The organism is Ameyamaea chiangmaiensis (genome assembly GCF_013376175.1).
Lineage (GTDB): Bacteria > Pseudomonadota > Alphaproteobacteria > Acetobacterales > Acetobacteraceae > Ameyamaea > Ameyamaea chiangmaiensis.
The window spans coordinates 32,910-56,319 of record NZ_JABXXR010000001.1 but is presented as its reverse complement, the minus strand read 5'-3'; the positions used below and the strand labels follow the sequence as shown (position 1 = coordinate 56,319).

General features: G+C 59.4%; 24 protein-coding genes. 21 read left to right on the top strand and 3 right to left on the bottom strand.

Annotation, left to right across the window (positions count from 1 at the left end; genetic code table 11):
* Positions 1 to 262: 262 nt before the first annotated feature.
* The 10 genes from HUK82_RS17565 (at position 263) to HUK82_RS00205 (ending at position 9,978) form a co-directional block, all read left to right on the top strand.
* On the top strand, positions 263 to 2,041 hold the full coding sequence (locus tag HUK82_RS17565) for a phage tail tip lysozyme (RefSeq protein WP_212648043.1): 1,779 nt from the start codon (positions 263 to 265) through the stop codon (positions 2,039 to 2,041).
* Positions 2,042 to 3,340, top strand: coding sequence for a DNA circularization protein (locus HUK82_RS00245; RefSeq protein ID WP_176612019.1), 1,299 nt, complete (start codon positions 2,042 to 2,044; stop codon positions 3,338 to 3,340).
* Complete coding sequence (locus tag HUK82_RS00240; RefSeq protein ID WP_176612018.1) at positions 3,337 to 4,500, top strand: phage baseplate assembly protein; 1,164 nt, start codon at positions 3,337 to 3,339, stop codon at positions 4,498 to 4,500. The genes HUK82_RS00245 and HUK82_RS00240 overlap by 4 nt, the downstream gene beginning before the upstream one ends.
* Positions 4,497 to 5,006, top strand: a complete 510-nt coding sequence (locus HUK82_RS00235; protein WP_176612017.1) for a phage baseplate assembly protein domain-containing protein — start codon at positions 4,497 to 4,499, stop codon at positions 5,004 to 5,006. The genes HUK82_RS00240 and HUK82_RS00235 overlap by 4 nt, the downstream gene beginning before the upstream one ends.
* 11 nt (positions 5,007 to 5,017) lie before the next feature.
* On the top strand, positions 5,018 to 5,500 hold the full coding sequence (locus tag HUK82_RS00230; protein ID WP_176612016.1) for a phage GP46 family protein: 483 nt from the start codon (positions 5,018 to 5,020) through the stop codon (positions 5,498 to 5,500).
* A 77-nt stretch (positions 5,501 to 5,577) separates the two neighbouring features.
* On the top strand, positions 5,578 to 6,612 hold the full coding sequence (locus HUK82_RS00225) for a baseplate J/gp47 family protein (RefSeq protein ID WP_264802233.1): 1,035 nt from the start codon (positions 5,578 to 5,580) through the stop codon (positions 6,610 to 6,612).
* 3 nt (positions 6,613 to 6,615) lie between these two features.
* A complete protein-coding gene (locus HUK82_RS00220) occupies positions 6,616 to 7,242 on the top strand; it encodes a YmfQ family protein (RefSeq protein WP_176612014.1) in 627 nt (208 codons plus the stop codon).
* A gap of 23 nt (positions 7,243 to 7,265) precedes the next feature.
* Positions 7,266 to 8,330: a glycine-rich domain-containing protein gene (locus HUK82_RS00215; protein ID WP_176612013.1), complete on the top strand. Its 1,065-nt coding sequence runs from the start codon at positions 7,266 to 7,268 to the stop codon at positions 8,328 to 8,330.
* The gene (locus HUK82_RS00210; protein WP_176612012.1) at positions 8,327 to 8,554 is read left to right on the top strand and encodes a hypothetical protein; all 228 of its coding nucleotides are present in this window, start codon (positions 8,327 to 8,329) and stop codon (positions 8,552 to 8,554) included. The genes HUK82_RS00215 and HUK82_RS00210 overlap by 4 nt, the downstream gene beginning before the upstream one ends.
* A gap of 14 nt (positions 8,555 to 8,568) precedes the next feature.
* Positions 8,569 to 9,978: a glycosyl hydrolase family 28-related protein gene (locus HUK82_RS00205; protein ID WP_176612011.1), complete on the top strand. Its 1,410-nt coding sequence runs from the start codon at positions 8,569 to 8,571 to the stop codon at positions 9,976 to 9,978.
* A gap of 219 nt (positions 9,979 to 10,197) precedes the next feature.
* Here the strand turns inward: HUK82_RS00205 and HUK82_RS00200 are convergent, their stop codons facing one another.
* Positions 10,198 to 10,722: a hypothetical protein gene (locus HUK82_RS00200; protein WP_176612010.1), complete on the bottom strand. Its 525-nt coding sequence runs from the start codon at positions 10,720 to 10,722 to the stop codon at positions 10,198 to 10,200.
* Between the two features lie 205 nt (positions 10,723 to 10,927).
* Here HUK82_RS00200 and HUK82_RS00195 point away from each other — a divergent pair, with 205 nt between their 5' ends.
* The 3 genes from HUK82_RS00195 (at position 10,928) to HUK82_RS00185 (ending at position 14,346) form a co-directional block, all read left to right on the top strand.
* Positions 10,928 to 11,440, top strand: a complete 513-nt coding sequence (locus HUK82_RS00195) for a hypothetical protein (protein ID WP_176612009.1) — start codon at positions 10,928 to 10,930, stop codon at positions 11,438 to 11,440.
* A 567-nt stretch (positions 11,441 to 12,007) separates the two neighbouring features.
* The gene (locus tag HUK82_RS00190; protein ID WP_176612008.1) at positions 12,008 to 13,741 is read left to right on the top strand and encodes a hypothetical protein; all 1,734 of its coding nucleotides are present in this window, start codon (positions 12,008 to 12,010) and stop codon (positions 13,739 to 13,741) included.
* A 197-nt stretch (positions 13,742 to 13,938) separates the two neighbouring features.
* A complete protein-coding gene (locus HUK82_RS00185; protein WP_176612007.1) occupies positions 13,939 to 14,346 on the top strand; it encodes a hypothetical protein in 408 nt (135 codons plus the stop codon).
* Here the strand turns inward: HUK82_RS00185 and HUK82_RS00180 are convergent.
* Positions 14,318 to 14,662: a hypothetical protein gene (locus HUK82_RS00180; RefSeq protein ID WP_176612006.1), complete on the bottom strand. Its 345-nt coding sequence runs from the start codon at positions 14,660 to 14,662 to the stop codon at positions 14,318 to 14,320. The two genes, HUK82_RS00185 and HUK82_RS00180, sit on opposite strands and share 29 nt — an antisense overlap.
* Here HUK82_RS00180 and HUK82_RS00175 point away from each other — a divergent pair.
* The 8 genes from HUK82_RS00175 (at position 14,661) to HUK82_RS00140 (ending at position 22,036) form a co-directional block, all read left to right on the top strand.
* Positions 14,661 to 15,140 carry a hypothetical protein gene (locus HUK82_RS00175; protein WP_176612005.1) on the top strand — a complete coding sequence of 160 codons (480 nt, stop codon included), beginning with the start codon at positions 14,661 to 14,663 and terminating at the stop codon, positions 15,138 to 15,140. The two genes, HUK82_RS00180 and HUK82_RS00175, sit on opposite strands and share 2 nt — an antisense overlap.
* Positions 15,137 to 15,463: a hypothetical protein gene (locus HUK82_RS00170; RefSeq protein WP_176612004.1), complete on the top strand. Its 327-nt coding sequence runs from the start codon at positions 15,137 to 15,139 to the stop codon at positions 15,461 to 15,463. The genes HUK82_RS00175 and HUK82_RS00170 overlap by 4 nt, the downstream gene beginning before the upstream one ends.
* A 78-nt stretch (positions 15,464 to 15,541) precedes the next feature.
* Complete coding sequence (locus HUK82_RS00165; RefSeq protein WP_176612003.1) at positions 15,542 to 15,814, top strand: hypothetical protein; 273 nt, start codon at positions 15,542 to 15,544, stop codon at positions 15,812 to 15,814.
* On the top strand, positions 15,807 to 16,367 hold the full coding sequence (locus HUK82_RS00160; protein WP_176612002.1) for a hypothetical protein: 561 nt from the start codon (positions 15,807 to 15,809) through the stop codon (positions 16,365 to 16,367). Before HUK82_RS00165 ends, HUK82_RS00160 begins: the two co-directional genes overlap by 8 nt.
* Positions 16,364 to 16,891 carry a hypothetical protein gene (locus tag HUK82_RS00155; RefSeq protein ID WP_176612001.1) on the top strand — a complete coding sequence of 176 codons (528 nt, stop codon included), beginning with the start codon at positions 16,364 to 16,366 and terminating at the stop codon, positions 16,889 to 16,891. Before HUK82_RS00160 ends, HUK82_RS00155 begins: the two co-directional genes overlap by 4 nt.
* The gene (locus HUK82_RS00150) at positions 16,888 to 17,652 is read left to right on the top strand and encodes a hypothetical protein (protein ID WP_176612000.1); all 765 of its coding nucleotides are present in this window, start codon (positions 16,888 to 16,890) and stop codon (positions 17,650 to 17,652) included. Before HUK82_RS00155 ends, HUK82_RS00150 begins: the two co-directional genes overlap by 4 nt.
* A gap of 225 nt (positions 17,653 to 17,877) precedes the next feature.
* Positions 17,878 to 20,535 carry a type I restriction enzyme HsdR N-terminal domain-containing protein gene (locus HUK82_RS00145; RefSeq protein WP_176611999.1) on the top strand — a complete coding sequence of 886 codons (2,658 nt, stop codon included), beginning with the start codon at positions 17,878 to 17,880 and terminating at the stop codon, positions 20,533 to 20,535.
* A 238-nt stretch (positions 20,536 to 20,773) separates the two neighbouring features.
* A complete protein-coding gene (locus tag HUK82_RS00140; protein WP_176611998.1) occupies positions 20,774 to 22,036 on the top strand; it encodes a cation:proton antiporter in 1,263 nt (420 codons plus the stop codon).
* Positions 22,037 to 22,379: 343 nt separating this feature from the next.
* On the opposite strand, the gene HUK82_RS00135 is transcribed toward HUK82_RS00140, so the two are convergent.
* Complete coding sequence (locus HUK82_RS00135) at positions 22,380 to 23,285, bottom strand: hypothetical protein (protein ID WP_176611997.1); 906 nt, start codon at positions 23,283 to 23,285, stop codon at positions 22,380 to 22,382.
* Between the last annotated feature and the right edge of the window lie 125 nt (positions 23,286 to 23,410).

The following is a 23,410-nucleotide window of genomic DNA, read 5'->3' as shown; positions in this document are numbered from 1 at the left end:
CGCATGGTGGCCGCGGTCGAGGACGCCCGGCGCATCAACACACAGCGCGAGGAGCGCGCAAAAGCCAATGGCAGATCAAGGCGCTAAGGTTGTCATCACAGCCGAGGACCGGACGAAAACCATGCTCGGCCGTCTCCAGAAGCAGCTGAGTGCGCTGAGCAAGCCGGCGCAGTTCGTCACGCGCTCGTTCCGGGCGATGGATGATGTCGCCTTCGCGCGCCTGCGCGGGGGACTGACGCGCGTGGCGTCGGTCGGGCGGGAGGTGACCCGCTCCCTGACGGGCATCGTGCCCGTCCTGGGCACCATCACGGGCGCGGCCAGTCTTGCCGGCATTTATCGTCTCGGCACGGCCTGGGCCGAGGCCGGCACGAAGCTGCGCACGACGTCCCGGGCGATCGGGATGGATCCGCGCCGGTTGCAGGCGATGGGCAATGCGGCAAAACTCGCCGGTGGGTCCGCCGATGCGATGACGGATGCGCTGGCGACACTATCAAGTCAGCAATGGAACGCCGGCCAAGGTCTGGATCCGTCTTCACTGGCTAAATTTCAGGCTTTTGGGCTGACGATGAGAGATCTCAAGGATCTCGGGCCAGATAAGGTTTTTGAGCATATCGCGCACCGGTTACGCGAGATTCACAATCCGATGGCTCGGACAGTCGCGACATTCGAGATGTTTGGAGGTGCTGCCTCTAGCCTGCTGCCGATCTTCCAGATGACGGACCGAGAATGGAATCGGATGATTCAAACGGCCACGCGTCACTCACATGCAACTCAGGCAATGATCGATGCGGCAGACCGCCTTCGCGAAAAACAAACTGATCTTGAAGAAGCAGTGACGGATTTCGGCTATGCGCTCGCTTATAAGGTCGAACCTGTTCTGTCGCCCATCATCGATCTGATGCGGCAGTGGATCGAGGTGAACGGGACGTGGCTGTCGCAGAAAATCGGCGATTATGTGAAGCAGTTCACCGACTGGCTTCGCAATGGCGGCTGGGGAAAAGTCACGGCAGAGATCAGAAACCTGTATGGGCAGGTTGAAAACGTCGTCGATGAGCTGGGCGGATGGAAGAACGCCGGGCGGGACGCACTGATTGCGGTCACGGCGCTGTATGCGGCGCCCATTCTATCAGGGCTTGGCCTGCTGACCAGTTCACTGCTGGGCGTCGTGGGCGCCCTGACGAGGATCGGGAAACTGAAAGGCGTCGCCGCACTCGGGGTCGGTTATGGCGTGAATGCCGGACTAAACGCCGCTGATCCCGGCGACAGGATCGGGACGCTGATCGACAAGTATCTGCCCGGCGCGTCCGCTGTTGATAACGTCATGTCGTACGTGGGTATGGGGCGATCATACGCCGAGCAAAACCGCGTTCTCAAGATACAGGCCGGCCGCGCCGCGTACAGTTACTTCCGCGGAAAGGGACTCAGCGACGCAGAGGCGACCGGTCTGGTCGCGAATATCGACCAGGAAAGCGGATTTCAGTTCAACCGGTCAGGCGACAACGGGGCGGCCTATGGGATCGGCCAGTGGCACGCGGACAGGCAAAAGAGTTTCGCGCGTCTGTTCGGGCACGATATTCGCCAGTCGCGCTACTCCGAACAACTCGCGTTCATGCTGTGGGAACTCGACAACAGCGAGAGCGGAGCGGGTCGAGACCTGCGCGGCGCGTCCAGTGCGCAAGATGCCGCGAGAATAGCGTCCAGCGAGTTTTTCCGGCCAGCGGACAGCGTGAATGAACCTGAAAACCGGGCGGCGCTGGCCGGTCGCTGGGCTTCACTCCTGAACGGTGCGGGCACGTCCGCCCCCGGGGCCGCCGGGCTTGACCTCTATTCGGTCAAGGGAGCGCCCGCGGTGCAGATGCCGACATCGTCCACGCCAATGGACGCCTATGACCGGCTGAAGGCCGACCTGAAGGTGTCGATCGAGAACAAGGTGCCGAACGCAGCCGTGCGGGTGGCCGGATCCTCGGGCCCGGTCACCGTGCATCATACCAGCGGCGTGGCAACGTCTGCGAATGCGCCAACGGCTGGAACGGGGATGTGAATGTCGGGATCGATCACGAGGCTTGCGGCTGATTACCTGCAATGCTCGGTCAACGGTGTCCCGTTCGCCGTTATGGGCAGCGCGGGCAATCATGGCCGCAAGTTCGCCGAGCACGATTATCCGTGGCGGGATGGCGTCTGGATCGAGGATATGGGCAAACGCGCCCAGCGCTATTCCGTGCGGGGCTTCCTCGTGGGTGCCCTGGCGCTGACGCGACGCAACCTGCTGGTCGATATCGCCGAGACGTCGGGCACCTGTCTGTTTGTGCATCCGACACTTGGTGCCCTGACCGGATGGATGGTGGATTTCTCGTGGCGCGAGCGCGACGGGATGACCGGCATCGTCGATATCGAGTTTGCGTTCGTCGAAAAAGCGGACCTTTTGGGTTCGGTGGTCACCCAGGCCCTGACGGCGGCCGTCGAGGTTGCGACGCTTGCCTTCAATGCAGCGGCCGCGGACGATTACACGACCACCACGGCGTCTTCATACGATTACGGTTCTTCCGTCACCTCGGCAGGCGCAGGGGTCGCAACGGCGTGGGCCGCCGGCGCCGTTGCGGCTATCGGGTCACCCGCGGCGGTCGCAGGGTCCGTTGCCGTCGTGGCCGGAAATAACGGCCGCTACGCGAACGGCAACGTGTCCGGAACAGATTCGACCGCCACCGCATCGACGGTGTTGAGCGGGATGGCGGCGGCGCTGGTGTCGGCTGATGCGGTCGTGGCTGAACTGGGGGACGCCACGAACGCAGCCAGCATTGCGGCACTGGTCCTGGCGCTGACCGAACAGGTGCGTGCCGCCCTGTGTGACCCGTCGCAGCAGATCGCGGCACTGGTCACGCTTACGTCGTTCACGCCGGTCGTGATCACCTCATCAGCGCCGATCGGGGGCGCGATCGCGACGGTGCAGACCGCGACGGCCATGCTCTGCCGGCAGGCCGCGCTGCTGTCGATCGCCGTCGCGTGCTCGACCTACGAGCCGACGTCGTCGGATGATGCCGAGGCCCTGCAACAGCAGGTCGCAGCGCTGTTCGATGATGAGGCGACGATCGCGGCCGATGCGGGGAACACGGCGACGTTTCTGGCGATGCGCGGGGTGCGGGCGAAGGTGCTTGCAGATCTGTCCGCACGGGCGAGCGCGCTTCCATCGCTGATGACGGTGACGCGGAACGCCGGGCTGCCCGCGCTGCTGCTGGCTCAGCAACTCTATCAGGATGGATCGCGCGCCCCGGACCTGATCCGGCGCGCCAATCCCGTTCACCCGGCATTCATGCCGACAAGCTTTGAGGCACTTTCAACATGAGTGACACGGTCAGCGAATTCCTCAACACGGCCGGAAAGGCGCTTGGGATATCGGCGCAGCCGGCAGATCAGGTGCAGATGGTGGTGGGTGGTTATGTGATCTCGGGATGGGAACAGATCACCATCAACTGCGCGATCGACCGGACGCCGTGGTCGGCCGAGCTGGTCCTGACTGAGTACCAGCCCGATCCTGGACGCACGGCGATGATCCGCAGTGGCGCGGCTGCGTCGGTGTCGGTCGGTGGCAAGCTGATGATCACTGGCTATGTGGAGACCGTGCAGCGCAGCGTGCGCGACGGGACGCACTTCCTCGCGGTCATGATGAAATCGAAAAGCATGGATCTGGTCGATTGCAGCGCGAAGTTTTCGACCTACCAGATGAACGACACGAACGTTCTGAAGATCATGAAGAAGGTCTGCGCCTTTGCCGGGATCGACGTGATCGCGGCATCCGGTCTGGCGCGCGACAGCGTGCCGCAGTTCAATGTCATCCTGACCGAGACACCGTTCGAAATCTGCGATCGCCTAACGCGTCTGGCCGCCGTCGTGTTCTATGACCGGCCGGACGGGAACCTGACGGTCGCGCGTGTCGGCGTCAGCGGCATGGCGAGCGGCTTTGTCGAAGGGCAGAACATCGAAGCGTATCAGGATATCGAGTCGACAGTGGAGCGGCACAGCGCGATCACGGCGCTGCTCCAGACGACGTATGCGATCCGCGTCGCGCCCGATGAAAAGGATCTGCGAGCGCAGATGGCGCACATCACGATAATAGGACCGGCCGAAGATCCCGGGATCACGCGCGATCGACCATTACTGATCCCGTGCGAGGCTGCTGATGGAGGTTTGGCCATCACGAAACAGCGAATCCAGTGGGAGGTGAACCGTCGCTATGGACGTTCGCAGCGCGTCGATCTGACGACCGATAGCTGGTTCGACAGCGCAGGCGAAATGTGGGGCATCAACCGCATCGTGCCGGTGACCATACCCTCGGCCGGGCGGCAGATGGATATGCTGATCGCGTCGGTGACGTTCCGGAAGGGTCATGACGGCACCCATGCCGACCTGTCGCTGTTCCCGCCCCAGGCATTCGACGTCGAGCCTCTGGTGATGCCCAGCCAGAACCCGGTGCTCAATCAGACTCTCGGATACTCGCCAACATGAATGACATGTTTCATCGCCTGTCCCGGCGGATGATGATGATGGTGGGCGTTGGTCGACAGACGGCCGCCCCGCTGGAGGATGATGCTTACCCGCTGCTTCAGATGTGTCTGCCGGGCGACGACATGCTGGAGAACGTCCTGCTGTTGCAGGTCGCCGGTGTGGCCAGCCGTCCCCGCGTGGGCGCGGATCATGTCGTTGCGCTGTTGCAGGGAGATCGGACCCGGGCCGTTTCGATCGCGAGCAGCGACCAGAGAACGCGACCGAGGGATCTGGACGATGGCGATGTCTGCCTGGTCCACATGGTTACGGGGTCGCGTGTCTGGCTGCGCTCGAGCGGTGACATCGACCTGATTCCGTCCAGTGGAACCGTCAACGTCACCGGCGATCTGAAGGTCACCGGCACGGTGACGGCGATCGAGGTCAAGGCTGGCTCCATCGCCCTGACGACGCATGAGCACAGCGGCGTTGAGCAGGGCCAATCGAACACAGGCGCGCCCGTCGCCTGACGAGGTGACGCGTGGACATTGCGATCGACTGGAACGTGCCCGAAGGGCGCGGGGACTGGCGTATCTCAGACAGTGATATTGCGCTCGACAATCCGCTGCGCACCGCGGTGATGGTCTCGCTGTTCACTGACCGTCTGGCGCCTGTCGAGCCGACATCCGCCGATCTCGCGGTGGGCGTCGGTGGCCTTGCACCCGGCGAAGACCGGCGGGGCTGGTGGGGCGACGCCTTCAGCGACGGCGGTGTCCTGATCGGTTCGCGGCTGTGGCTACTGCGGCGCGTAATCAAGTCAGGGGAAAGCGCGATCCTGATGGAGGTCCAGGCCATCTGCAATGAGGCGCTGGCGTGGCTGGTCACGGACCAGGTTGTCGCATCGGTCGCGGTGACCGCTTCCTGGCTGAGCAAAACGGCTGTTGGCATGGTCATCGTTCTGACGATGCCCGACAGCACGCGACAGTCCTTCGATTTTTCATGGGCGTGGAAGGGGCTTTCCTGATGCCGTATTCACGGCCGACGCTCAGCGAGCTCCGCTCCTGGGCCGTGCAAGACGTTTTGAATGCCGGGATTTCCGGCGTGAGCAAGGTGCTCCGGTTCTCGGTCCTCGGGACACTCGCATGGGTCAATGCCGGGCTGGCGTGGCTGGTCTATGGCTATCTTGACTGGATCGCCATGCAGGCGGTCCCATGGACGGCGACGGACGAATATCTGGCCGCCTGGGGTGCCCTGAAAAAGGTTTACCGCAAGGCGGCGAGTGCCGCGTCCGGTTCAGTCGTGTTCGCGGTAACGGGCGCTCAGGTCATTCCGTCCGGCACCGCGGTGACGGTGGGCGGTCTGGACGGGACGACGACCGCGGACAGTGTCACGACGGGCACGTCAACGGTGGCGGCCGTGACCCTGACCGACACCGGCGCGACGGGAAATGTCGCGGATGGTTCGATTGCGACCCTGGGAAGTCCGATTTCCGGGATCCAGTCGACCGGCTCAGTCTCGACGGCCTTCACAGGTGGCGCGGACGCCGAGTCCAACTCTGCTCTGCGTTCACGAGTGATGGCCAAGTTTCAAGAAAGCGGAACGAATGGCCGGGAACAGGAATACATAGACTGGGCAACAGATGTGACGGGTGTCACACGCGCCTGGATCAATCGTAATGGTTTCGGTGCCGGCAGTGTCGTCGTTTACGTGATGCTCGATGAGGCAAATGCGGCCTATTCCGGATTTCCTCAGGGAACGAACGGCGTAGCGTCCGATGAGACGCGCTATTTTCCAGCCACCGGCGATCAATTGCGGGTGGCCAACGCCATCTGGACTGAGCAGCCCGTGGATGCGCTGGTCGTCGTGTGTTCTCCCATCGCCGAGACGGTCGCTTTCACGATCTCGGACCTGGGGGACGGCAACACCACGGCTAATCAGGCGCTCATCGAGGGTGCACTGGACGACATGTTCCTGCGCCTGTCCGCGCCGGGCGGGACGATCCATCCGAACAACTGGAATGAGGCGCTCGGCGCGCTCGGCCTTGCGTCATTCAACGTGACGGTGCCTTCGGCACCCGTGACCGGCGCAACCGTCGGCTCTTTGTTGCAGCGCGGGACCGTGACTTTCGTGAGTTAAACCATGGCATATACCGCGGACGATTATCGCCCTGCCATCCTGCGTATCATGCCCAGAGGACCTATCTGGTCGCGTGCGCCCGGGTCCCTTCTTTATGCGGTGGCATGGATCTGGTCGCAGACATGGGGGCGTCTGGACGCGCGGGCGGAAAACCTGCTGGTCGATGCTTTTCCGGCCACGTCCGTGGAGTTGCTGACGGACTGGGAAAGCACTCTTGGTTTACCAGATCCCTGCGCGGGCACAGCTCCAACGCTGGCTGCACGCCGTAATCAGGTAGTTGCGCGTCTCGCAGACTCAGGCGGGTGCTCAGCTGACTATTTCACAAATCTGGCGGCGCAGCTCGGCTACACCATCTCCATTACCCGATATTGGCCGGCCTGTGCCGACTTCGCCTGCGCGGAAGACCCGGTTTACGGGGAGGACTGGGCATTCTGTTGGGTGATTTCCGCCCCGGGCTATTCCCTGTCTTACGCGCAGGCGGATGTGTCGTCCGCGGGCGACCCTCTCATGACATGGGGAAATTCCGTTCTCCAGTGCGAACTGTCGGAGAGAAACCCAGCACACCTGATCCTGAGGTTCGGCCAGACTGGCACCAACGTCATTAACGATTTCCGTGGTGATATTCAGTAAGTTCATCAACTAAGGCGTAGTTCATGTATAGAATCGATAACGCGACGTCTGTTGCGCAGATGCCGACGCCTTCGGCCGCGGGCACGGGCGGATACTTTACCGGTGGAAATGCAGCGACCGGTCAGCCCGCCACCCGATTGGCAGCGGACTGGTTCAACCTGGTTCAGGAAACGCTGATCCATCCGATCGCCTATCTCGGCCTGGCACTGTCCAAAACTGATTTCTCCCAGCTGACGACGGCCATTCGCGCGCTCGGCCTGATCGCTCCCTACGATGCAACGTTCGCAGCGGCGATCGGTGGCTATCCTCTCGGCGCGCATGTCATCGATGCCTCGGGCATCGAGTGGGTGTCGACGGCAGCGAAGAACCTGACGACACCCGGCGGCACCGACGCTTCATGGAAAAGCCCCACGGCAGGCTATGCCCTGCTGTCCACGGTCTCACAGATCGCCAGTCGCTGGTTCACGTCGGCCAGCAATAGCGTCACAGTACCGTCCTGGGCCACCCGCATGCGCTATCAGATCGTTGGCGGCGGCGGTGCTGGAGCGACATGCATCGGGAGTTCAACGGCGGATTCCGTCTGGGCTGGTGGTGGCGGCGCTGGTGCGTTTGTCGAAGACATCATTCCGGTTGTCGCGGGCAAGACCGTGCAGGTCACCATCGGGGCCGGAGCGGCGCCCGATGAGCAAACGACGGGCGCCCAGAACAACGGCGGCAACACGACCCTGACGTACGACGGCAATATCGTCGCCATCGCCGGGGGCGGCAACGGGGCCAACTGGACGTCGGGCTCCAAGGTGAACTGCGCCGGCGGTCGCGGCGGCCAGCCCACGGTGTCGATCGGCAGTTCGCCGAACGCTGCCTATGGCAATGACGGGTCAGACGGTCAGGCCGGAACGGTTCTTCAGGGCGGCGATGGCGCGGGCGGCCCCTGGGGTGGCGCTGGCCGATGCGGTGATGCCGGCGGTTATCCCGGTCGCGCCCCAGGTGCCGGCGGCGGCGGAGCGAAAGACACGGCCATGTCCGGAACGAAGTATTACGGCGGCGCCGGTGCTGACGGCTGCGCCATTATCGAGTGGATGCCATGAGCGAGACGACATCAACGGCCTCGGCCCCGAAGCAATACGCGATGTACTACACGGCGGCGACGGGTTCGTTTGCTGTCGGATATGTCTGGAACCGGATCAAATGGGATGGCGTGTCGACGTGGGCGCCCCCGGCCGGCAGCGCGATCGTCCTTGATGAGCCCGACGCGACGACGGGCGTCTGCGCCTATCCGATCGGCAGCAGTTATACCGCCGCAGCATCCTGAGGGAGTAACGTTCAATGGCCCAGATCGCCAACTGGACGCCGGGATGGCAGTCGTACGCCGCGACGGATGATCCTGCTGACATCGTCACGTCACCGACGGTCGCTGCCGCGATCGGCACCAAGGTCGACGCGCAGGGAGGGCAGACCGAGAATCTTCTCCTGCTGGAAGCGCTTCTGGAAATCAACGGGAGTTTCCGTCGCACGCTCGAAGCCTGCTTCCTCGACTGGGTGAACGTCAGGCAGTTCGGCGCCCTTGGTGACGGCAGTACAGATGACACGGCGGCGATCAGGCTCGCGATCAGTTATGCGCAGGGACTGCTGTGCGGCGCGACGATCTACTTTCCGCCTGGACAGTACAAGGTCACCGGTGGCCTCTCGATCACCTCGCCGCATGTGTCGTTGCAGGGGCAAGGCCAGGCCAGCCAGATCGTCGGGTATGGTGCCTTCGACACCGTCACTATCGACGGGACCAATGCCGGCGGTCCTGGCGGGATGTATAACAACAACGTCTACGATCTGTACTTCGAGGAAGGCAACAAGACCGGCGGCAAGTGCCTCAACATGCTTCAGCTGGCCAGAATCCGCATCATGCGGGTTACGTTCAACAATCCCTATGACGGCATGAAAATCCGCCACTACAATGATGTCGTCGTGGAACAGGTCGTTGTCGATGGCCCTCTGCGCGGGGGAGACAATATCCGGTTTCTGATTACCAGTCTCACCACCACGACGTCCGATGTCATTACCATTCGGGATTTTGGCATGGGGGGGAGTGCCCCCACATCTGGCACGCCAACCATCCGCGCGCATGGTATTGTCATTGACGGCCTGTGTAACACGGTCTGCATTTACAAGGCGTATGCAACCTGCATCGAGGGGCATGGTTACTGGCTGCGCAACACTATTGGGGCGCCAGCTGGTCCCGGATATGTGCAGTTTGACGGCATTGAGTCTGACTTCTGCGCCGCGTCAGCGCTCCAGATTGACAGTGTCGCCACGATGGACGTCTTCAAGATGAGTCTTGAGGACACGTGGGCCGCACCGAATATCTACGTCGGTGCGGGGGCGAAGGACGTCGGGTTCCATGGCGGCAAGTCGAGCGATGCCGGTCAGGAAGGCATCGTCATTCACGGGACGCGCGTCACCGTGAACGGCACACGGTTTTTCAGTAACTCGCGCGCCGAGCGGGGAGGAACGGTCAACACGTATGACGGCGTGGCGATCGGGGCTGACGCGCAGCACGTCACGGTGACGGGCGCTTCCAGCGGTCCGGGCAACAACAGCCAGCGTTACGGGGTCAGCATCGCCAACGGTGCCCAGTGCACCGTGGTGGTGGGGAACGACCTCACCAGCAACGCCTCGGGTGGTGTGCTGAACAATGCAAGCAACAGCGACAACTTCGTTGTTACGAACAACCTTCAGTGAGAGAAGGCGGAGATTTCGAAACTATGTCAGATATGCAGATGCTATCTTTTGCGACGAAAGGTTCTGATGCAAACCTCAGGTCAGAGGTTACATCGCTGCGTCTGGAAGTCGTAAAGCAGTGGACTATCAATCACTATGAGCTTTGTGGCCACTGCATTCTTCCATGGCCCCATGAAGGGATGTGTCATTTCCCACTGCCTACAGTGATTGAAAAAAATCTCACTCCCAGTGAGGTTTACCTGCTTCTTCTTGCAGCTTCGGGTATATCCGTTGGACTTCGTCTACAATCTCCTGAAGATTAAACTTCTCGCTAAAGAAAGTTATATCAGTCGTCTCTGGGTCAAAATTCCGGAACCATTCAACAGTCTCGAAACCCTGAATAAATCCAGCTGGCGTGATATTTAGATCGCAGAGATTATGACGTCGCGACTCGCCCCACCACCGATCTATTCTCTCGTCCATATGCTCGAAATTATTTCGTGCCGAAACATTTTTGAATGGTGAGTTCTCGTCAACTCCTATGCTCTCACGCAATGATTTTCTCTGCGCGCATTTTCTACCGCCAGATCCGAATAGACATTTCGCGATATTGGCAGATGCATTGAGGAAGTTCTGAATGGAGTAAAAAACTTTAGTTACATCGCGCTCCTTTAATGCAGAATTTATCTGTTCAGAAGAAATGATAATAAATTCAGCCTGAAGTTTTAATTGTCTCTGGAAAACTCTCTTTGGATAAAGTTCCACTAATTTTCTCCGTCGCAAAGCGAATTTGTGGGAGGACTAAGATAAATTTTGCTCTCCCCGTGAGCAATCTTTTCTGCTGTCGTGACTGTTGCATAGCTGGTAACACTTGAAAATCATGTTTTTCGGACCGAGGATGTCACGAAGATTTGTACATCTCCACGCACACCCGCCAACATGCTTACGTCTAGCGAGATGGAAACCCAGTGTGGCGCATGTTTTTCACATAATTTCTGAGCGGCTTTCCCGTGGTTCCTGCGCCGCGTCAGCGCTCCAGATTGACAGTGTCGCCACGACGGACGTCTTCAAGATGAGCCTTGAAGATACGTGGGCCGCACCGAATGTCTATGTAGGTTCCGGGGCCAAGGACGTTTCATTTGTGGGCGGAAAGTCCAGTGACGCGGGCCAGGACGGCCTTGTGATTAACGGAACGCGCGTCAGCGTCCATGGCACCCGGTTTTTCAGTAACTCCCGCGATGTGCGGGGTGGAACGACAAACACCAGCGACGGGGTCGCGATCGGCAGCAGCGCCACGGACGTGCTCATTAACGGCGTGATGAGTGGTCCCGGAAATAACAGCCAGCGCGCGGGCGTCAGCATCGCCAATGGTGCGACGCAGGTGCTGGTCAACGGTAACGACCTGTCCAGCAATGTGACGGCTGGCGTGTTGAATAACGCGAGTTCGACAGCATCAGTCGTTATCGGGACGAATTTGTCCTAGAAACCCAAATATAAGTAACATCTCTTCTATTTCATAGAATGTTGGAGACTGTCAGATGTGGGCACCCAGCGCACGCATAGTGCGGACGGGCACGGCGTCTTGTGCGCGCTTGCGTGGGCTTTATATGGCCCCATTGCTTCGTTGGCCACCGACATCGATCGGGTCGGGAGCTGACTACAGCGTCGACTTTAACAACAGCCTATCCGACGGGGAATATGTCGCCGCGTGCGAGTTCGGCACAGACGGGATTGCGACCCAATCCTGGACGAGCACATTCGGGAACATCGTAACCGTATGGCTGACCTGGAGCGCAAGCGGGCCGCAAACTATTCCCGTTTGTGTTCTGACCAGTAAAGGAAACACGTTTCAGGTAGACGTGTCGATCGCGGTCAGTTCAGAGGCATCGTTACTTACCCCCGTGCCCCCCGGTTCGCCTAACGAGGCGTCTTTGGCTTCGTTTAAGGCGCTCTATGACGCCTACAGGGACTCTCTGCCTACAGCCGACCCTGGGGACGGGACATCGGACTGGAACAATGCAGGCATTATAGGGAAAAGTGTGGAGTCATCATGAATAAGCTCCAGTTCGTTCTCCCGTTCGGCGCGTTCGTGCTGATGGTCGGGACATCTCTTGCTGCATCTGGTGGTTTCGTTATCCCTGGCGGCGCTAGCTCTAACAGCATTTTGCACGCACCTGGCACCACACTTGACGGTCAAACGATCCAGAAATGGGGTCAGTCAATCGACGCCGCGAACACCGCGGCAGCGGCGGCCATGCCGACCGCGACCTACACGGACGGGGCGGGCAACATCACGGCGCCAATCGCGTCGAGCGTTGCGCGGATTAAGGGTGGCTACGACAAGAACGACGCCCTAGATGCAAAGCCCACCGCCGGGGTGATGCTGGCGGACCCGAACAACCCGCAGGGCGGTGGACCGCAGTGGACCTGGAACGCGGACTACCCCAACGAGCCGACGCTGTCCTACGCCATGCCGGGGACGAACAGCATGGCGCTCCAGAACTGGTCGCCCTCGGCGTATGTCGCCCTGACGTTCCGCCAGCCGGACTACTACAATCTCCAGGCCGGAATGATGGAGCACATGGCGATCGGTTATGGCGCGAGTCTGATGCTCGATCATCTGCGCGGCTACGGCTTTATCGAGTTCTCGCACTTCGCGAAGGAAGGCTCCAGCGCCATAAACAATACGTTTGAGGCTACGGCAGTGGGCTTGCAGCAAAGCGGTGTGCATTTCGTCAACGACACCTATCAGCACATGTATGGCCTGCTCGTGAAGGGATCGAACCAGGTCAAGTGCGTCCGCACGGGTGATGGCGACCAGCCTGATGCGAACTGCACATGGCCGACGGGGATCGAGGGTCAGACGATCATCGCGCCGCATCTGTTTGGCTGGATACAACCGGGGACCACGATCGTCAGCGGCGGTGGGACGAACACCATCACCCTGTCCACGCCACAAGCTGGCGTCGATCAGGTCGGCCCGGTCACTGAAAATTCGACGGATGGCTATTTCGGCGACTATCTGGCGTTCGGGCAGGCGGTATGGACGCAGGAGCATTTCCTTGACGTCAACAATTTCGGCGACCTGCGCTTCTACGACCATGGCGGGTCAGCGAACGGCGGCATCTATCACACGTCGATGCTTGATCTCGCGCGTGTCGAAAACCGGATCGGTATGTTCAATGACCACCCGGTCGCGTCTCTGGACATCGGTAACAACGCCGACGTCAACATGATCATCGGTAACGACCCGAATGGGTATGTTGATCGCGCTCACTGGTGCTCAGGGGCTGTCGTCTGCACGATTGCCCATCCCGGCTCCGGCGACATGGATCAGACATTCTGGCGTGTGTTTGGCGCTGGCGTGAACACCCTCGACTGGCAGTGGCTCACAAATCCGAGCCGGATCGCGCTGATCGAGAAGAACAGCAATCGCATCATCATGATGTTCCCGATGGACGGGTCGTCGCCGGATTTCTTCCAAGCCATCAATATCACCGGGGGCGAGTCCGACGTTTCGAACGGGGCATTCACAGATCCTGATCCGGGCGTAAGCCGGGATTTCAAGTTCGGGAATAAGGGTATCGCGGTGCGCGGCGGCACGAAAACCGACGTGCTGACCGTCACGCAATATGCGGCTCTGCCGGAACTGACAGAGGCCGAGATTATTGCTCTGGTCAGCCCGCAGGACGGCTGGCTCGCGAACGACGCAGACGCGCATACGATGGCCGTCTACGAAAACGGCGCATGGCACAAGATCGCGGTCGGGGACGTGATCCAGTGAGCCCGGCGGGACCGTGACGGCGGCCTCGGCCCTGACCGCGACCCGCAACGCGTGTCCGTGCCTCACGTCCGCCGGCGTTCTGAACCGCAGCAACACAGCCTGCGACAGACAGACCTTTCTTTCTGCCCTGCCCATGCCGCCCTCTGAGGCGGTTTTTTATTGGAGGCCGCCATGCGCGACCTGATCGGACGCGTCACATGATCCGGCGCGCCAAGGAATATCTGCGTCGGATCATCCGGCGCGAGCACTGGTGGGCCGAGGCATGGTCGGGACTGATGCTGGCGAGTTTCGGGGCCGTGTCCCTACTCGCCCGTCCCGAGCATCTCCACGCGCTGCCGTCTACGCGCTCATTCATGCTGCTCATGCCCAACGGGATCTGGCAGCTTCTGATGGCGGCCACCGGGCTGATGCAGATGGCAACTCTTCTGGCCGACAGTCGATGGCGGCGGGGAATTGCGGCCTTTCTCGCGGCCTTCTTCTACGCGTGGATCACCGAGAACCAGGTCCTGTTTTCCTATGGCCTTCATCCGGTGATTCTGCTGTCCGCTGGCTGGATCGGGGTCAATATGTTCGCCGTCAGCCGCGCCATCGGGGGGCTCCGATGACATGCGCCTCGATCAGATCTGGGCGTCCGTCGCGCCGTTCCTGACGCAGCATTACCCGTGGGTCGTCCCGATCATCGCGGTTCTCTTTCCTATCGCCGCCGTTCTGCGCGGCATTTCCCAACTGTTCGGCACCTATCAGGCCGGCCAGCGCGTCGAGCATGCGCGTGATGAGGATCGCTACCGCGCGATCGTCGAACAGCGTGATGCGGCAATGCGTGATCTGGCTGGAGAACGGTCGGCGCATGAGCGGACACGCCAGCAGGCCGACCGTGCCGAAGACGAACTGCGGCGCATTCAGCAAGCCGAGAGGCACCATGATCAACCTGATTTCCGAGGCTAAGCACACGCTGGTCATCCCGACGCTCGCGCTACTGCCGGCCGCGATGAACACGCCGAGCGCGGTGAACGGCCTGACCGGGATTGGCGCGCGCGAGAGCGCCTATCTCTACCGGCATCAGATCTCCGGCGGTCCGGCGCTGGGCTACTGGCAGATGGAACCGGCCACGCACGATGACTGCTGGCGGAATTTCATCCGTTACCGCCTCGACCTGCAAACGGCGCTGCTGAAGATCCTCGGCGGCAACAGGCCGAGTGCTGACCAGATGGTGGCGAACGACCGCTACGCCTGCGCGATGGCGCGGGTGAAGGTGTTTCGTGCGCCCGCCCCCCTGCCCGCTGCGGACGATGCCGTCGGTTGGGCGCGGTACTGGAAGCGCCATTACAACAGCCAGATGGGCGCGGGCTCTGTCGATGACGCCACCATCGCGCTCTTTCAGAAGGCGATCGCTGCATGAACAATCTTGCGAAAGTGTCCATCACGACCGGCGGTCTGATGGCGGTGCTGAGCTACGTACCGTCGCAATACGCGATCTACCCGGCCGGTCTCATCATCCTGTGCGTGGTCCTGCGCGCGGTGATCCAGCCACCGGCGGCCGATAGTCGCTGGGCCGGGGTCTACCAGATCATGTCGGCGCTGGCCGGCTGCATCGGCTGGGCGCTTCCGCGTCTGCGCCCGGGCATCAGCGCGATCGACGTGCCGCGCGGGCACACCGGTGCGGGCAAGGCTGCACTGGCGTCGGCTGGCGTGCCGGTCGTCGGCGGCAAGCCGGACACGTGACTGATCGGCCCCCGCTCCGTCGTTCCCATTCCCACACACGCCGCCCCTGACCGGGCGGCTTTTTTATTGGAGGGCCATATGGCCGACCTGACATCCATCACGGCGCTGAACACGCTGATCAGCACCATTGCCGGCAAGCACGAGAGCGACGCCGTCAAGGCGGACCTGGCGTTGGCCGGCACTGCCGTATCCCTGCTGGTCCAGACCCTGGCCCCGCGCCTCGACCCGACGCTTGACCTGACGGCCGTCGACGCGGGTCTGGCCAAGGCGTTCAGCGGCATCACCGACACCATCACCGCGATCGAGACCCCGGTTGCGACCACCAGCACGGAGACCACGACCAATGCGTAATCCCTCACGACGCTGCTTTCTCCGCGCCCTTGCCGCCGGTTCCGCAATCGGCGTTCTCGGTGCCTGCACCGTCTCCACGTCGGGCAACGTGACGACCATCACCGTCAACGTCGCGAAGGTGAAGGCGTACGGGACCGCCGGCCTCAACGCGGTGTCGACCATCCTGTCGGTGGCGGCCATCGCCAGCGCCATCGGTGCGCCGGCCGTCGCGGGGATCGAGGCAGCGTCGGTTGCCCTGTCGGCGTCGCTGGCGGCGTTCTCGACGGCTGCCGGATCGAGCGTCACCGTCACGTATGACAACACGTCGTTCAAGACGGCAATCGACAGCGTTCTTGCCGACCTGAAGGCGGTGGCGTCTGACCTGGCGGCGGCCATCAGCGGCGCGAACACGAAGGTGGGATCGTCGGCCCTGTCGACCGCCACAACGGCGCTCGACGCGCTCCAGACGGTCGTGTCGGTGTTCGAGGGCCTGCTTGGCGTCGTGTCGGCCCGGCGCGTTGGCGCGACCATGACCGAGGCGCAGGCGCTGGCCATCCTGCACGTGGCCGTATGACAGCGATCGTTCGGCTCTACCGGCCATCGGACTTTGCCGGCCGCCTGATCTGCTGGCGGCTGGAGTCCGACTACAGCCATGCCACGATTGAACTGGACGGCCTGATCTACAGCGCGACGTTCCCGCACATCGTGGCCGTGGCCGAGAACGACCCGTCGTTCGGCATGCCGCCGCGCCAGGGTCTCGCGCTGGAGGTTCGCCTTTCCGATGACGAAGCCGCGCGTGCCCTCGCCTACTGCCGGTCGATGGTCGGGTCGGACTACGACGTGCTCGCCATGCTCGGCTGGGCCTTTCGGATCGAGCGCATGCAGCGGCCCGGGCACGTCTACTGCTTCGAATACGTCGCGGATGCTCTGGCGGCTGCTGGCGTTTTTCAGCAGAGCAAGCGCCTCATCACTGGCGAGCAGCTTCTCAATGATCTCTACCGCGCAGGCCGCATTGCCGAGCCGCCGGCGGGAACGGCCCGCATCGCATGGGCACAGAGACGCCCGGTGACGGTGCGCGCCCCGAAGGTGACAACATGACACTCCCCAGACTCGGCGCACTCCCCGCGCAGGTACGCCCCGGTCAGCCACGTCTTGCGCCATCCCTGCGCATGATGGCCCGGCAGGCCCCGCCCCGGCTGCTGCGCGACCACATCGACCCTGGCCCGCTCATGCTGGGCAACGACACGCTCGGCGACTGCACATCGGCCGGGCTCGGCAACCATATCCGCGCAACGGCGGCGCTGGCCGGGTTTCAGGTCGACGTGCGCACCGCAGACGCGATCCAGTTCTACGAGCGGTCGACCGGCTACACTCCGGCCGATCCGGCGACCGATCAGGGCGGCGTCGAGTGCGACGTGCTGACCTATGCCAGCCGGAACGGGTACGCGCTGGAGAACGACACCCTGTTCCCGATCTGGGGCACGGCCGAGCCCGACGACTTCAACGGCATGCGCAACATCATGACGGCGATGGGCTCTGCGTATCTGGGCGTGCGACTGGCGTTGGCGGACCAGCATGACGGAATTCTCGACACCACGACGCCGGGCGACCAGACGCCTGGGTCATGGGGCGACCACTGTCTGATCACATGGGCCTACACCGGAACCGGCGACGCGGATCTGGCATCACTACTGACGTGGGGCACGGTCCGGAAGGCAACGTGGCGCTGGGTCCGGTCGCGGATCATGGAGTGCCACGGCGTTGCGTGGCGGCAGTTGGTCCCGGCGTCGGGGATGACGCTTATGGGTGGGGACTGGCGCGCGCTGGTTGAGGCGAATAGGGAGTATCTGGCGGGGTGAAAATCTAGGGAGATATCCAGCGCCGGACGCCGACCCGACCTCATAGGTGTCTATTGCGTCCGGTATCGCCTACATCTCGGTCGTAAGGAGAGCACCTCTAATTTTCGGAAAGCGGACTGTCTGCAAGAAATTTCTATTCCTCCTGTAGACTCTTGGGTCGCACTCCGTTGTGCCGAGGAATAAGCCTGCTACAACTGTAAAATGAGACGAAAGGTTGGTCCTTAGATGCAGTTTGCCAAGCCGGCGCTATCAGCGCTCAAAACGGAAAGCGACGTCGAACAGAAGTTTGTTTTCCCGTTGCTTGTATCGGATCTGCCGAGCGGCTTAGGTTACCAGCCTTCCGACATTCATACGAAAGCGAATGTGAAGGGGCTCGCTATCGATAAGGGCGAACGCCGCAAAGTCTACTACCCAGACTACATTGTCACAGTAAGTGGTCTCCCTATTCTGATCATAGAGGCGAAACTACCGGGGAGTGATCTTTCGGAGGCATTTCGGGAGGCAAGGCTGTATGCGGCGGAGTTGAACTCTTCCTATCCTACAAAGCTGAACCCTTGTTCACTCATCATTGCTGTGGATGGCAGGCGCCTCACGGCAGGGCATGCAGATCAAGCAAAGCCTACCCTTGAGATGGGTTACGATGACATAGAGCCGACGAGCGAGTTAATGGGTCAGCTTTTGCAGGGCTATAGCGAGAATGCTGTCAAGAAGATATACCACGCCATCGTTCCCCGATTTCGGCCACAACGTCTGTGGAAGCCAAGAAAACTGGTCGGTGGATCAGCCATTCAGCGGGAAGAAGTTCCGATAAATAACTTTGGTGCGACGATATCTGCTGATTTCTCGCATATATTCAATCCGATAAACCACGAGGACCGTGTTGCTATAGCGAAGCACGGATATATTCCTTCAAAACGGCGGGAGCGATACATTGAGCCGATCGATAGGATCATTCGCGCCGCTACCCCGCCGTCGGTGTCTCAGTCCAAGACGCTGGAGAATACTGGAAAACCCTCGGAAATCGTCAGGACTTTCCGGTCAGGCAGGAAACTGGAGCAACAGATCCTCCTGCTGATAGGCAGCGCGGGGGCCGGCAAGACTACTTTCGTAGATTATCTGCAGGAGGTTGCGCTTCCCGCAGACGTGAAAGCGAAGACGGTCTGGATCCGCATAAACATGAATCCAGCACCGATCTCTCGAACGGAAATATACGATTGGCTGCGGCGCGAAATCATCGAAGGGTTGAAGATAGCCCATCCAAAAATTGATTTTGATGACATTAGTGTTTTGAAATCGGTGCACGCTCCTAGCGTCAATGCCTTCAGAAAGGGCGTTGGCCGCCTCTTGGAGAAGGACAATACGGCCTGGAATGCGAAGCTCGCCGATATTCTGTCTTCCTTGTCGAATGACCTTCACAAGTCGGCGTTGGCATTAGCTCGATATTTGACCACGGAATCTGGCAAGCTGTTTGTCATCGTGCTCGACAATTGCGACAAGAGGCTAAGAGACGAGCAACTCCTGATGTTTGAGACGGCGCAATGGTTACAGCGCGAATTTACAGGGCTTGTCGTGCTGCCTCTCCGCGAGGAGACTTATGACAACCATAGAAATGAGCCCCCCCTCGACACGGCGCTGAAAGACATGGTGTTCCGAATCGAACCGCCGCTGTTCCAGGCCATTCTTCAAAGCCGCATCCAGATGGCGCTGAATTCAATTGCTGCCGAAGGTAATCGTATCCTTCGCTATGCTTTGCCTAACGGAATGCATGTAGACTATCCGGCATCCGAGCAGGCTTACTATCTATCATCAATCATGAGGTCGATTTTCGAACATGGCCTCCACGTCCGTCGACTAATCGTCGGCCTTTCGGGTCGAAACATGCGGAGAGCTCTTGAGATATTCCTTGAATTCTGCACTAGCGGCCATATCGGTGAAGAGGAATTTTTTAAAATAAGGCAGTCAAAGGGGCAGTATGTACTTCCACTTCGTTTAGTAACAACAGTTCTTCTCAGGTTAAATCAGCGCTACTATAACAGCACTCACGGATATTTAAAAAATATTCTTAGCATTGATGAGCATGATTCTCGCACAAATTACTTTACTCGCCTAATGATTATTCGCTTTCTTCTCAAAAGGATGGATCAGTTCGGCCCAAAACGCCTCAAAGGCTATGAGCAGATCGGATCGATTAGAGAAAAGCTTTCTGGCTTCGGAGTTGAAGACAGCGTGTTCGACCGCGAACTCGAAGCTCTCGTTCGTGGCCTCTGCGTGGTGACAGAAGATTTCCGAGTTGAAAATTTGTCAGACGAAGACCTTGTCGCGCTAGCTCCGGCCGGTCTGGTGCACAACCAGATGATGGGGGATGTAAATTATCTGGCTGCCATCGCGGAGGACAGTTGGTATTTCAGCAAGGAGATTGCCGAAAAGATCGCATTAAGGATTCGCGATGAGGACACGCACTATTCCAAGTTGACTACATTGCACAACGCGAGGGATTTTTTGGAGGTCATCACTGCTTCGAAAGATAGGGAGAGAGCCGCTGTATCTGCGTATCGTTCACCCGAGCTTTTCGATGAGATGACCGACCTAACAAAGAGTTGGAACAGCATCGAAAGCTTTGAGCGGGCGACGGTGCCTCCCGTATGGCAAGGCATCTACAAGCAGTTTCCGGTTGGTAGCACGCATTCGGCAACTGCGAAGGCCGTGAAGGCCTTCGGCGTATTCGTTCAGATGGAGCCAGGTCTTGATGCGCTCATGCCCGCCAGCAAATTACCTTCCGATTACCAGCATGATCCGGCCTTCAACGAAGGGAACGCTGTGACTGTAAAAGTAATTAGCGTTGATCCTTACCTACAAAGGATGGCGGTCATTCCTATTTCTTGAAGAAAATATTTTCCTAGATGCGGGATCGACAGTATGAATGGCCGCTTTTTTATTAACACCATATTAAAGCCGACATTCCGCTTCCCCCCATGATCAGCTTGTCCGCTCACTGATACAGAAGCGGACAGGCCGCTTTCGCCTCATCTCGGATATAGGAAGACCAGTCAGGCTATCTCCGACAGCGGACCTTTGCCGGTTTTTCTTGACGTAGGGGATAGGAGCAGCCAGCGGTGAAGGCATGGATACCATCAGCCTCCTCGCCCTGCTTCTGACTCTCTCGGCAGGGTTCAGCATTCTCAATCACCACACGTTTCGCCTTCCTGTGACGATCGGTGTGCTGGTCCTCTCATTACTGGCTTCCCTGCTGGTTATGATCCTGAATCCGTTGATACCGGCCTATGACCTTCAGGCTCTCCCACGATCTGTTCTCGGAGCGATCAATCTTCCCACGGCCCTTCTGAATGGCGCGCTTTCCCTACTTCTGTTTGCCGGGGCCACGCAGGTGGATGTCGGACATCTGCGCGCAAAGCTTGCCTCCGTGACTGCTCTTTCTGTTCTGGGAACCGTTCTGGCTGTTGCCTTTCTGGCGATCGCGGCATGGTACGTATTCCCTCTGTTGGGTCGGGCCATTCCTTTCACGTGGTGCATCGTCCTTGGGGCTATCCTCGCGCCAACTGATCCTGTTTCGGTTGTCGGCATGCTGAAACGTCTAGGACTGCCAGCCCCCCTTCAGGCCGTTTTTGCAGGTGAGAGTCTGTTTAATGACGGCGTGGGCGTGGTGATTTTCGGCGTCACGATAGGACTGGCGACCGGGGACAGTCAGGGAGTTACCGCCTCCGAGATTGCTCTGAGTTTTTGTCGCGAGGCGATCGGTGGCGGTCTACTGGGCGCACTGACCGGATGGATCGCACTCCGTGTGCTTAAGGGACAACGGGATCCGCATATCGATCTGCTGACGTCGCTGGCTCTTGCGACCGGAACCTTCAGCATTGCCAACCTGCTTGGCATGTCGGGTGCGATCGCCGTCGTGGTGGCGGGGCTATGTTTCGGAACAAGCTATAGCCATTCCGTTTTCGATGAGGCATCCCGAAAGGAACTCGACGTCGCATGGACACTCATTGACGAGGTGCTGAACGTCCTGCTGTTCATGCTGATTGGCTTTGAAATCCTCGAGGTCACGCCACATCTGTTTACGGTGCTGGCGACCCTTGCCGTGATCCCGCTGTCAGTTGCCGTGCGAGCATTGAGCGTGCTGTTTTCAACGCTTCCGGTTCACCTCAGGCAATGGGAGCGGGGCCGTGTTCTTGGTATCCTGACCTGGGGAGGTCTGCGTGGCGGTATCTCGGTTTCGCTGGCGCTAGGATTGCCGCCCGGAGACTTGCGCGAACTGCTGCTTCCTGTCTGTTACGGCGTGGTGGTGTTTACGATCATTGTGCAGGGGCTAACTATGGAGCGGGTTGCCCGCAAACTCTATCCGCCCTCTACGCTTGGACCGCAATAATACGGCTCTGATTATTTGAATTATAGCTCCGCAAGGAGGAAAGTAATAGCAGCTTTGTCATGTTTTTCAACAGATAGCCGACATTCTGTTTACCCCCCCATGAGGAGACGGGCCGCAGTGCCCATCCCAGACACCACAGCGCAACGTCATGCTTCCTAGCAGCGGACGTAGCTTATGGCGTATGAGGAAATAAGTCTCAGTCCTCTTTGAACAGTTCAATTCGAAAAGGGTCCTGACCCTAAGACGACTTAACAGCAGTATTCCTTCGATCAAACTGAACCCAAGAAAAAACCTAGAATACAGCCATACGGAACGTGCTATAAGTTCATGTGAAAATCGGTAGTTACATCCTCAAAGCCTCCTCGGCTCTCAGCTTCTGTGCTTCGATGAAGGCTGATGCGCTATGAGCCATTTTGAGGGCTTGTAGAACATAATGGTCTTGCAACATTTGTGCTGAAACCCATGGACCTCGGTCATCTTGCCCATAATGGCCAGTGTTTTGCACTTTTGAGAGCAATCGTGCGACGTTGCCTCGGGAAACACCATAATGTTTGGCCATTGCACTAGCGCTGCCAAGATCAACATAAACTCGACTCGCGTCCAATGGCGTTTCTTTCTGCGCTCGTGTCATTTCATTGAGAATAGAGATTCCAATAGTTGTGTTGACCAGGGGCGCAATCGACGGAGGGGGCACATAATAGACCGGGTCATTAAGCATGTGACGCGCAAAAATCGGGTGCATGTGGGTTAAAATTCGCGGATCTTTACTGGCGATGTCAGCACGCCCGGCACCGTCGATCAGATCCAGTCCCTGCAGGTTGATCTGAAGATAGAGATAAAACATTTTTTCAGAAAATTCTGTCATGGCATAGGCTCGCATACGCTTGTCCGCTTTGGGCAGCAAGGTGATATAGCCTCGTCCATGAATTTCTTTCAGATAACTCGTGATCGTATTGGGGCTGGCGATCCCCGTATGTTCGACCTCGCGAAAAAGATTGGTCGCCGTGAGCGGTGGAAGATCCGGATTGATCCTGTGTGAAAAGTTCAATGCAAGTGCGCCGTGGGTCATGACCCAGCGGCGTAAATCAGCGACATAACGGACTTCTCGTGGCATTTGCCTGTGGATCGCTAGAAGTTGCTGGTTGCAGAAATTCAGGCACTGAAGGAAGCCCGGTAACGCCATCAGATCATCGACTGTGTAGGTTGGCACGGTGTTGTGATCAGAGAGTGCGAAGTCAGCGTATGTCATACAGAGTCCCAACAAAATAATCAGGCGTCATCTTTAGAGGTCTGTCGGATGAAGGAAATCCCTTTGTCGCATTTTTGGTGATATGCATATTTTGGCTTGTTTTCTATGAGGTAGCGGCCGAAAAT

Excerpts from the sequence above, each read along its gene's own strand:
- HUK82_RS00245 (WP_176612019.1), top strand. The coding sequence starts at position 2,042 with ATGTCGGGATCGATCACGAGGCTTGCGGCTGATTACCTGCAATGCTCG.
- HUK82_RS00185 (WP_176612007.1), top strand. The coding sequence starts at position 13,939 with ATGATCCGGCGCGCCAAGGAATATCTGCGTCGGATCATCCGGCGCGAG.
- HUK82_RS00150 (WP_176612000.1), top strand. The coding sequence starts at position 16,888 with ATGACACTCCCCAGACTCGGCGCACTCCCCGCGCAGGTACGCCCCGGT.
- HUK82_RS00140 (WP_176611998.1), top strand. The coding sequence starts at position 20,774 with ATGGATACCATCAGCCTCCTCGCCCTGCTTCTGACTCTCTCGGCAGGG.
- HUK82_RS00155 (WP_176612001.1), top strand. The coding sequence starts at position 16,364 with ATGACAGCGATCGTTCGGCTCTACCGGCCATCGGACTTTGCCGGCCGC.
- HUK82_RS00170 (WP_176612004.1), top strand. The coding sequence starts at position 15,137 with ATGAACAATCTTGCGAAAGTGTCCATCACGACCGGCGGTCTGATGGCG.
- HUK82_RS00240 (WP_176612018.1), top strand. The coding sequence starts at position 3,337 with ATGAGTGACACGGTCAGCGAATTCCTCAACACGGCCGGAAAGGCGCTT.
- HUK82_RS00235 (WP_176612017.1), top strand. The coding sequence starts at position 4,497 with ATGAATGACATGTTTCATCGCCTGTCCCGGCGGATGATGATGATGGTG.
- HUK82_RS00160 (WP_176612002.1), top strand. The coding sequence starts at position 15,807 with ATGCGTAATCCCTCACGACGCTGCTTTCTCCGCGCCCTTGCCGCCGGT.
- HUK82_RS00205 (WP_176612011.1), top strand. The coding sequence starts at position 8,569 with ATGGCCCAGATCGCCAACTGGACGCCGGGATGGCAGTCGTACGCCGCG.
- HUK82_RS00135 (WP_176611997.1), bottom strand. The coding sequence starts at position 23,285 with ATGACATACGCTGACTTCGCACTCTCTGATCACAACACCGTGCCAACC.
- HUK82_RS00210 (WP_176612012.1), top strand. The coding sequence starts at position 8,327 with ATGAGCGAGACGACATCAACGGCCTCGGCCCCGAAGCAATACGCGATG.
- HUK82_RS00215 (WP_176612013.1), top strand. The coding sequence starts at position 7,266 with ATGTATAGAATCGATAACGCGACGTCTGTTGCGCAGATGCCGACGCCT.
- HUK82_RS00220 (WP_176612014.1), top strand. The coding sequence starts at position 6,616 with ATGGCATATACCGCGGACGATTATCGCCCTGCCATCCTGCGTATCATG.
- HUK82_RS00165 (WP_176612003.1), top strand. The coding sequence starts at position 15,542 with ATGGCCGACCTGACATCCATCACGGCGCTGAACACGCTGATCAGCACC.
- HUK82_RS00145 (WP_176611999.1), top strand. The coding sequence starts at position 17,878 with ATGCAGTTTGCCAAGCCGGCGCTATCAGCGCTCAAAACGGAAAGCGAC.
- HUK82_RS00190 (WP_176612008.1), top strand. The coding sequence starts at position 12,008 with ATGAATAAGCTCCAGTTCGTTCTCCCGTTCGGCGCGTTCGTGCTGATG.
- HUK82_RS00180 (WP_176612006.1), bottom strand. The coding sequence starts at position 14,662 with ATGGTGCCTCTCGGCTTGCTGAATGCGCCGCAGTTCGTCTTCGGCACG.
- HUK82_RS00175 (WP_176612005.1), top strand. The coding sequence starts at position 14,661 with ATGATCAACCTGATTTCCGAGGCTAAGCACACGCTGGTCATCCCGACG.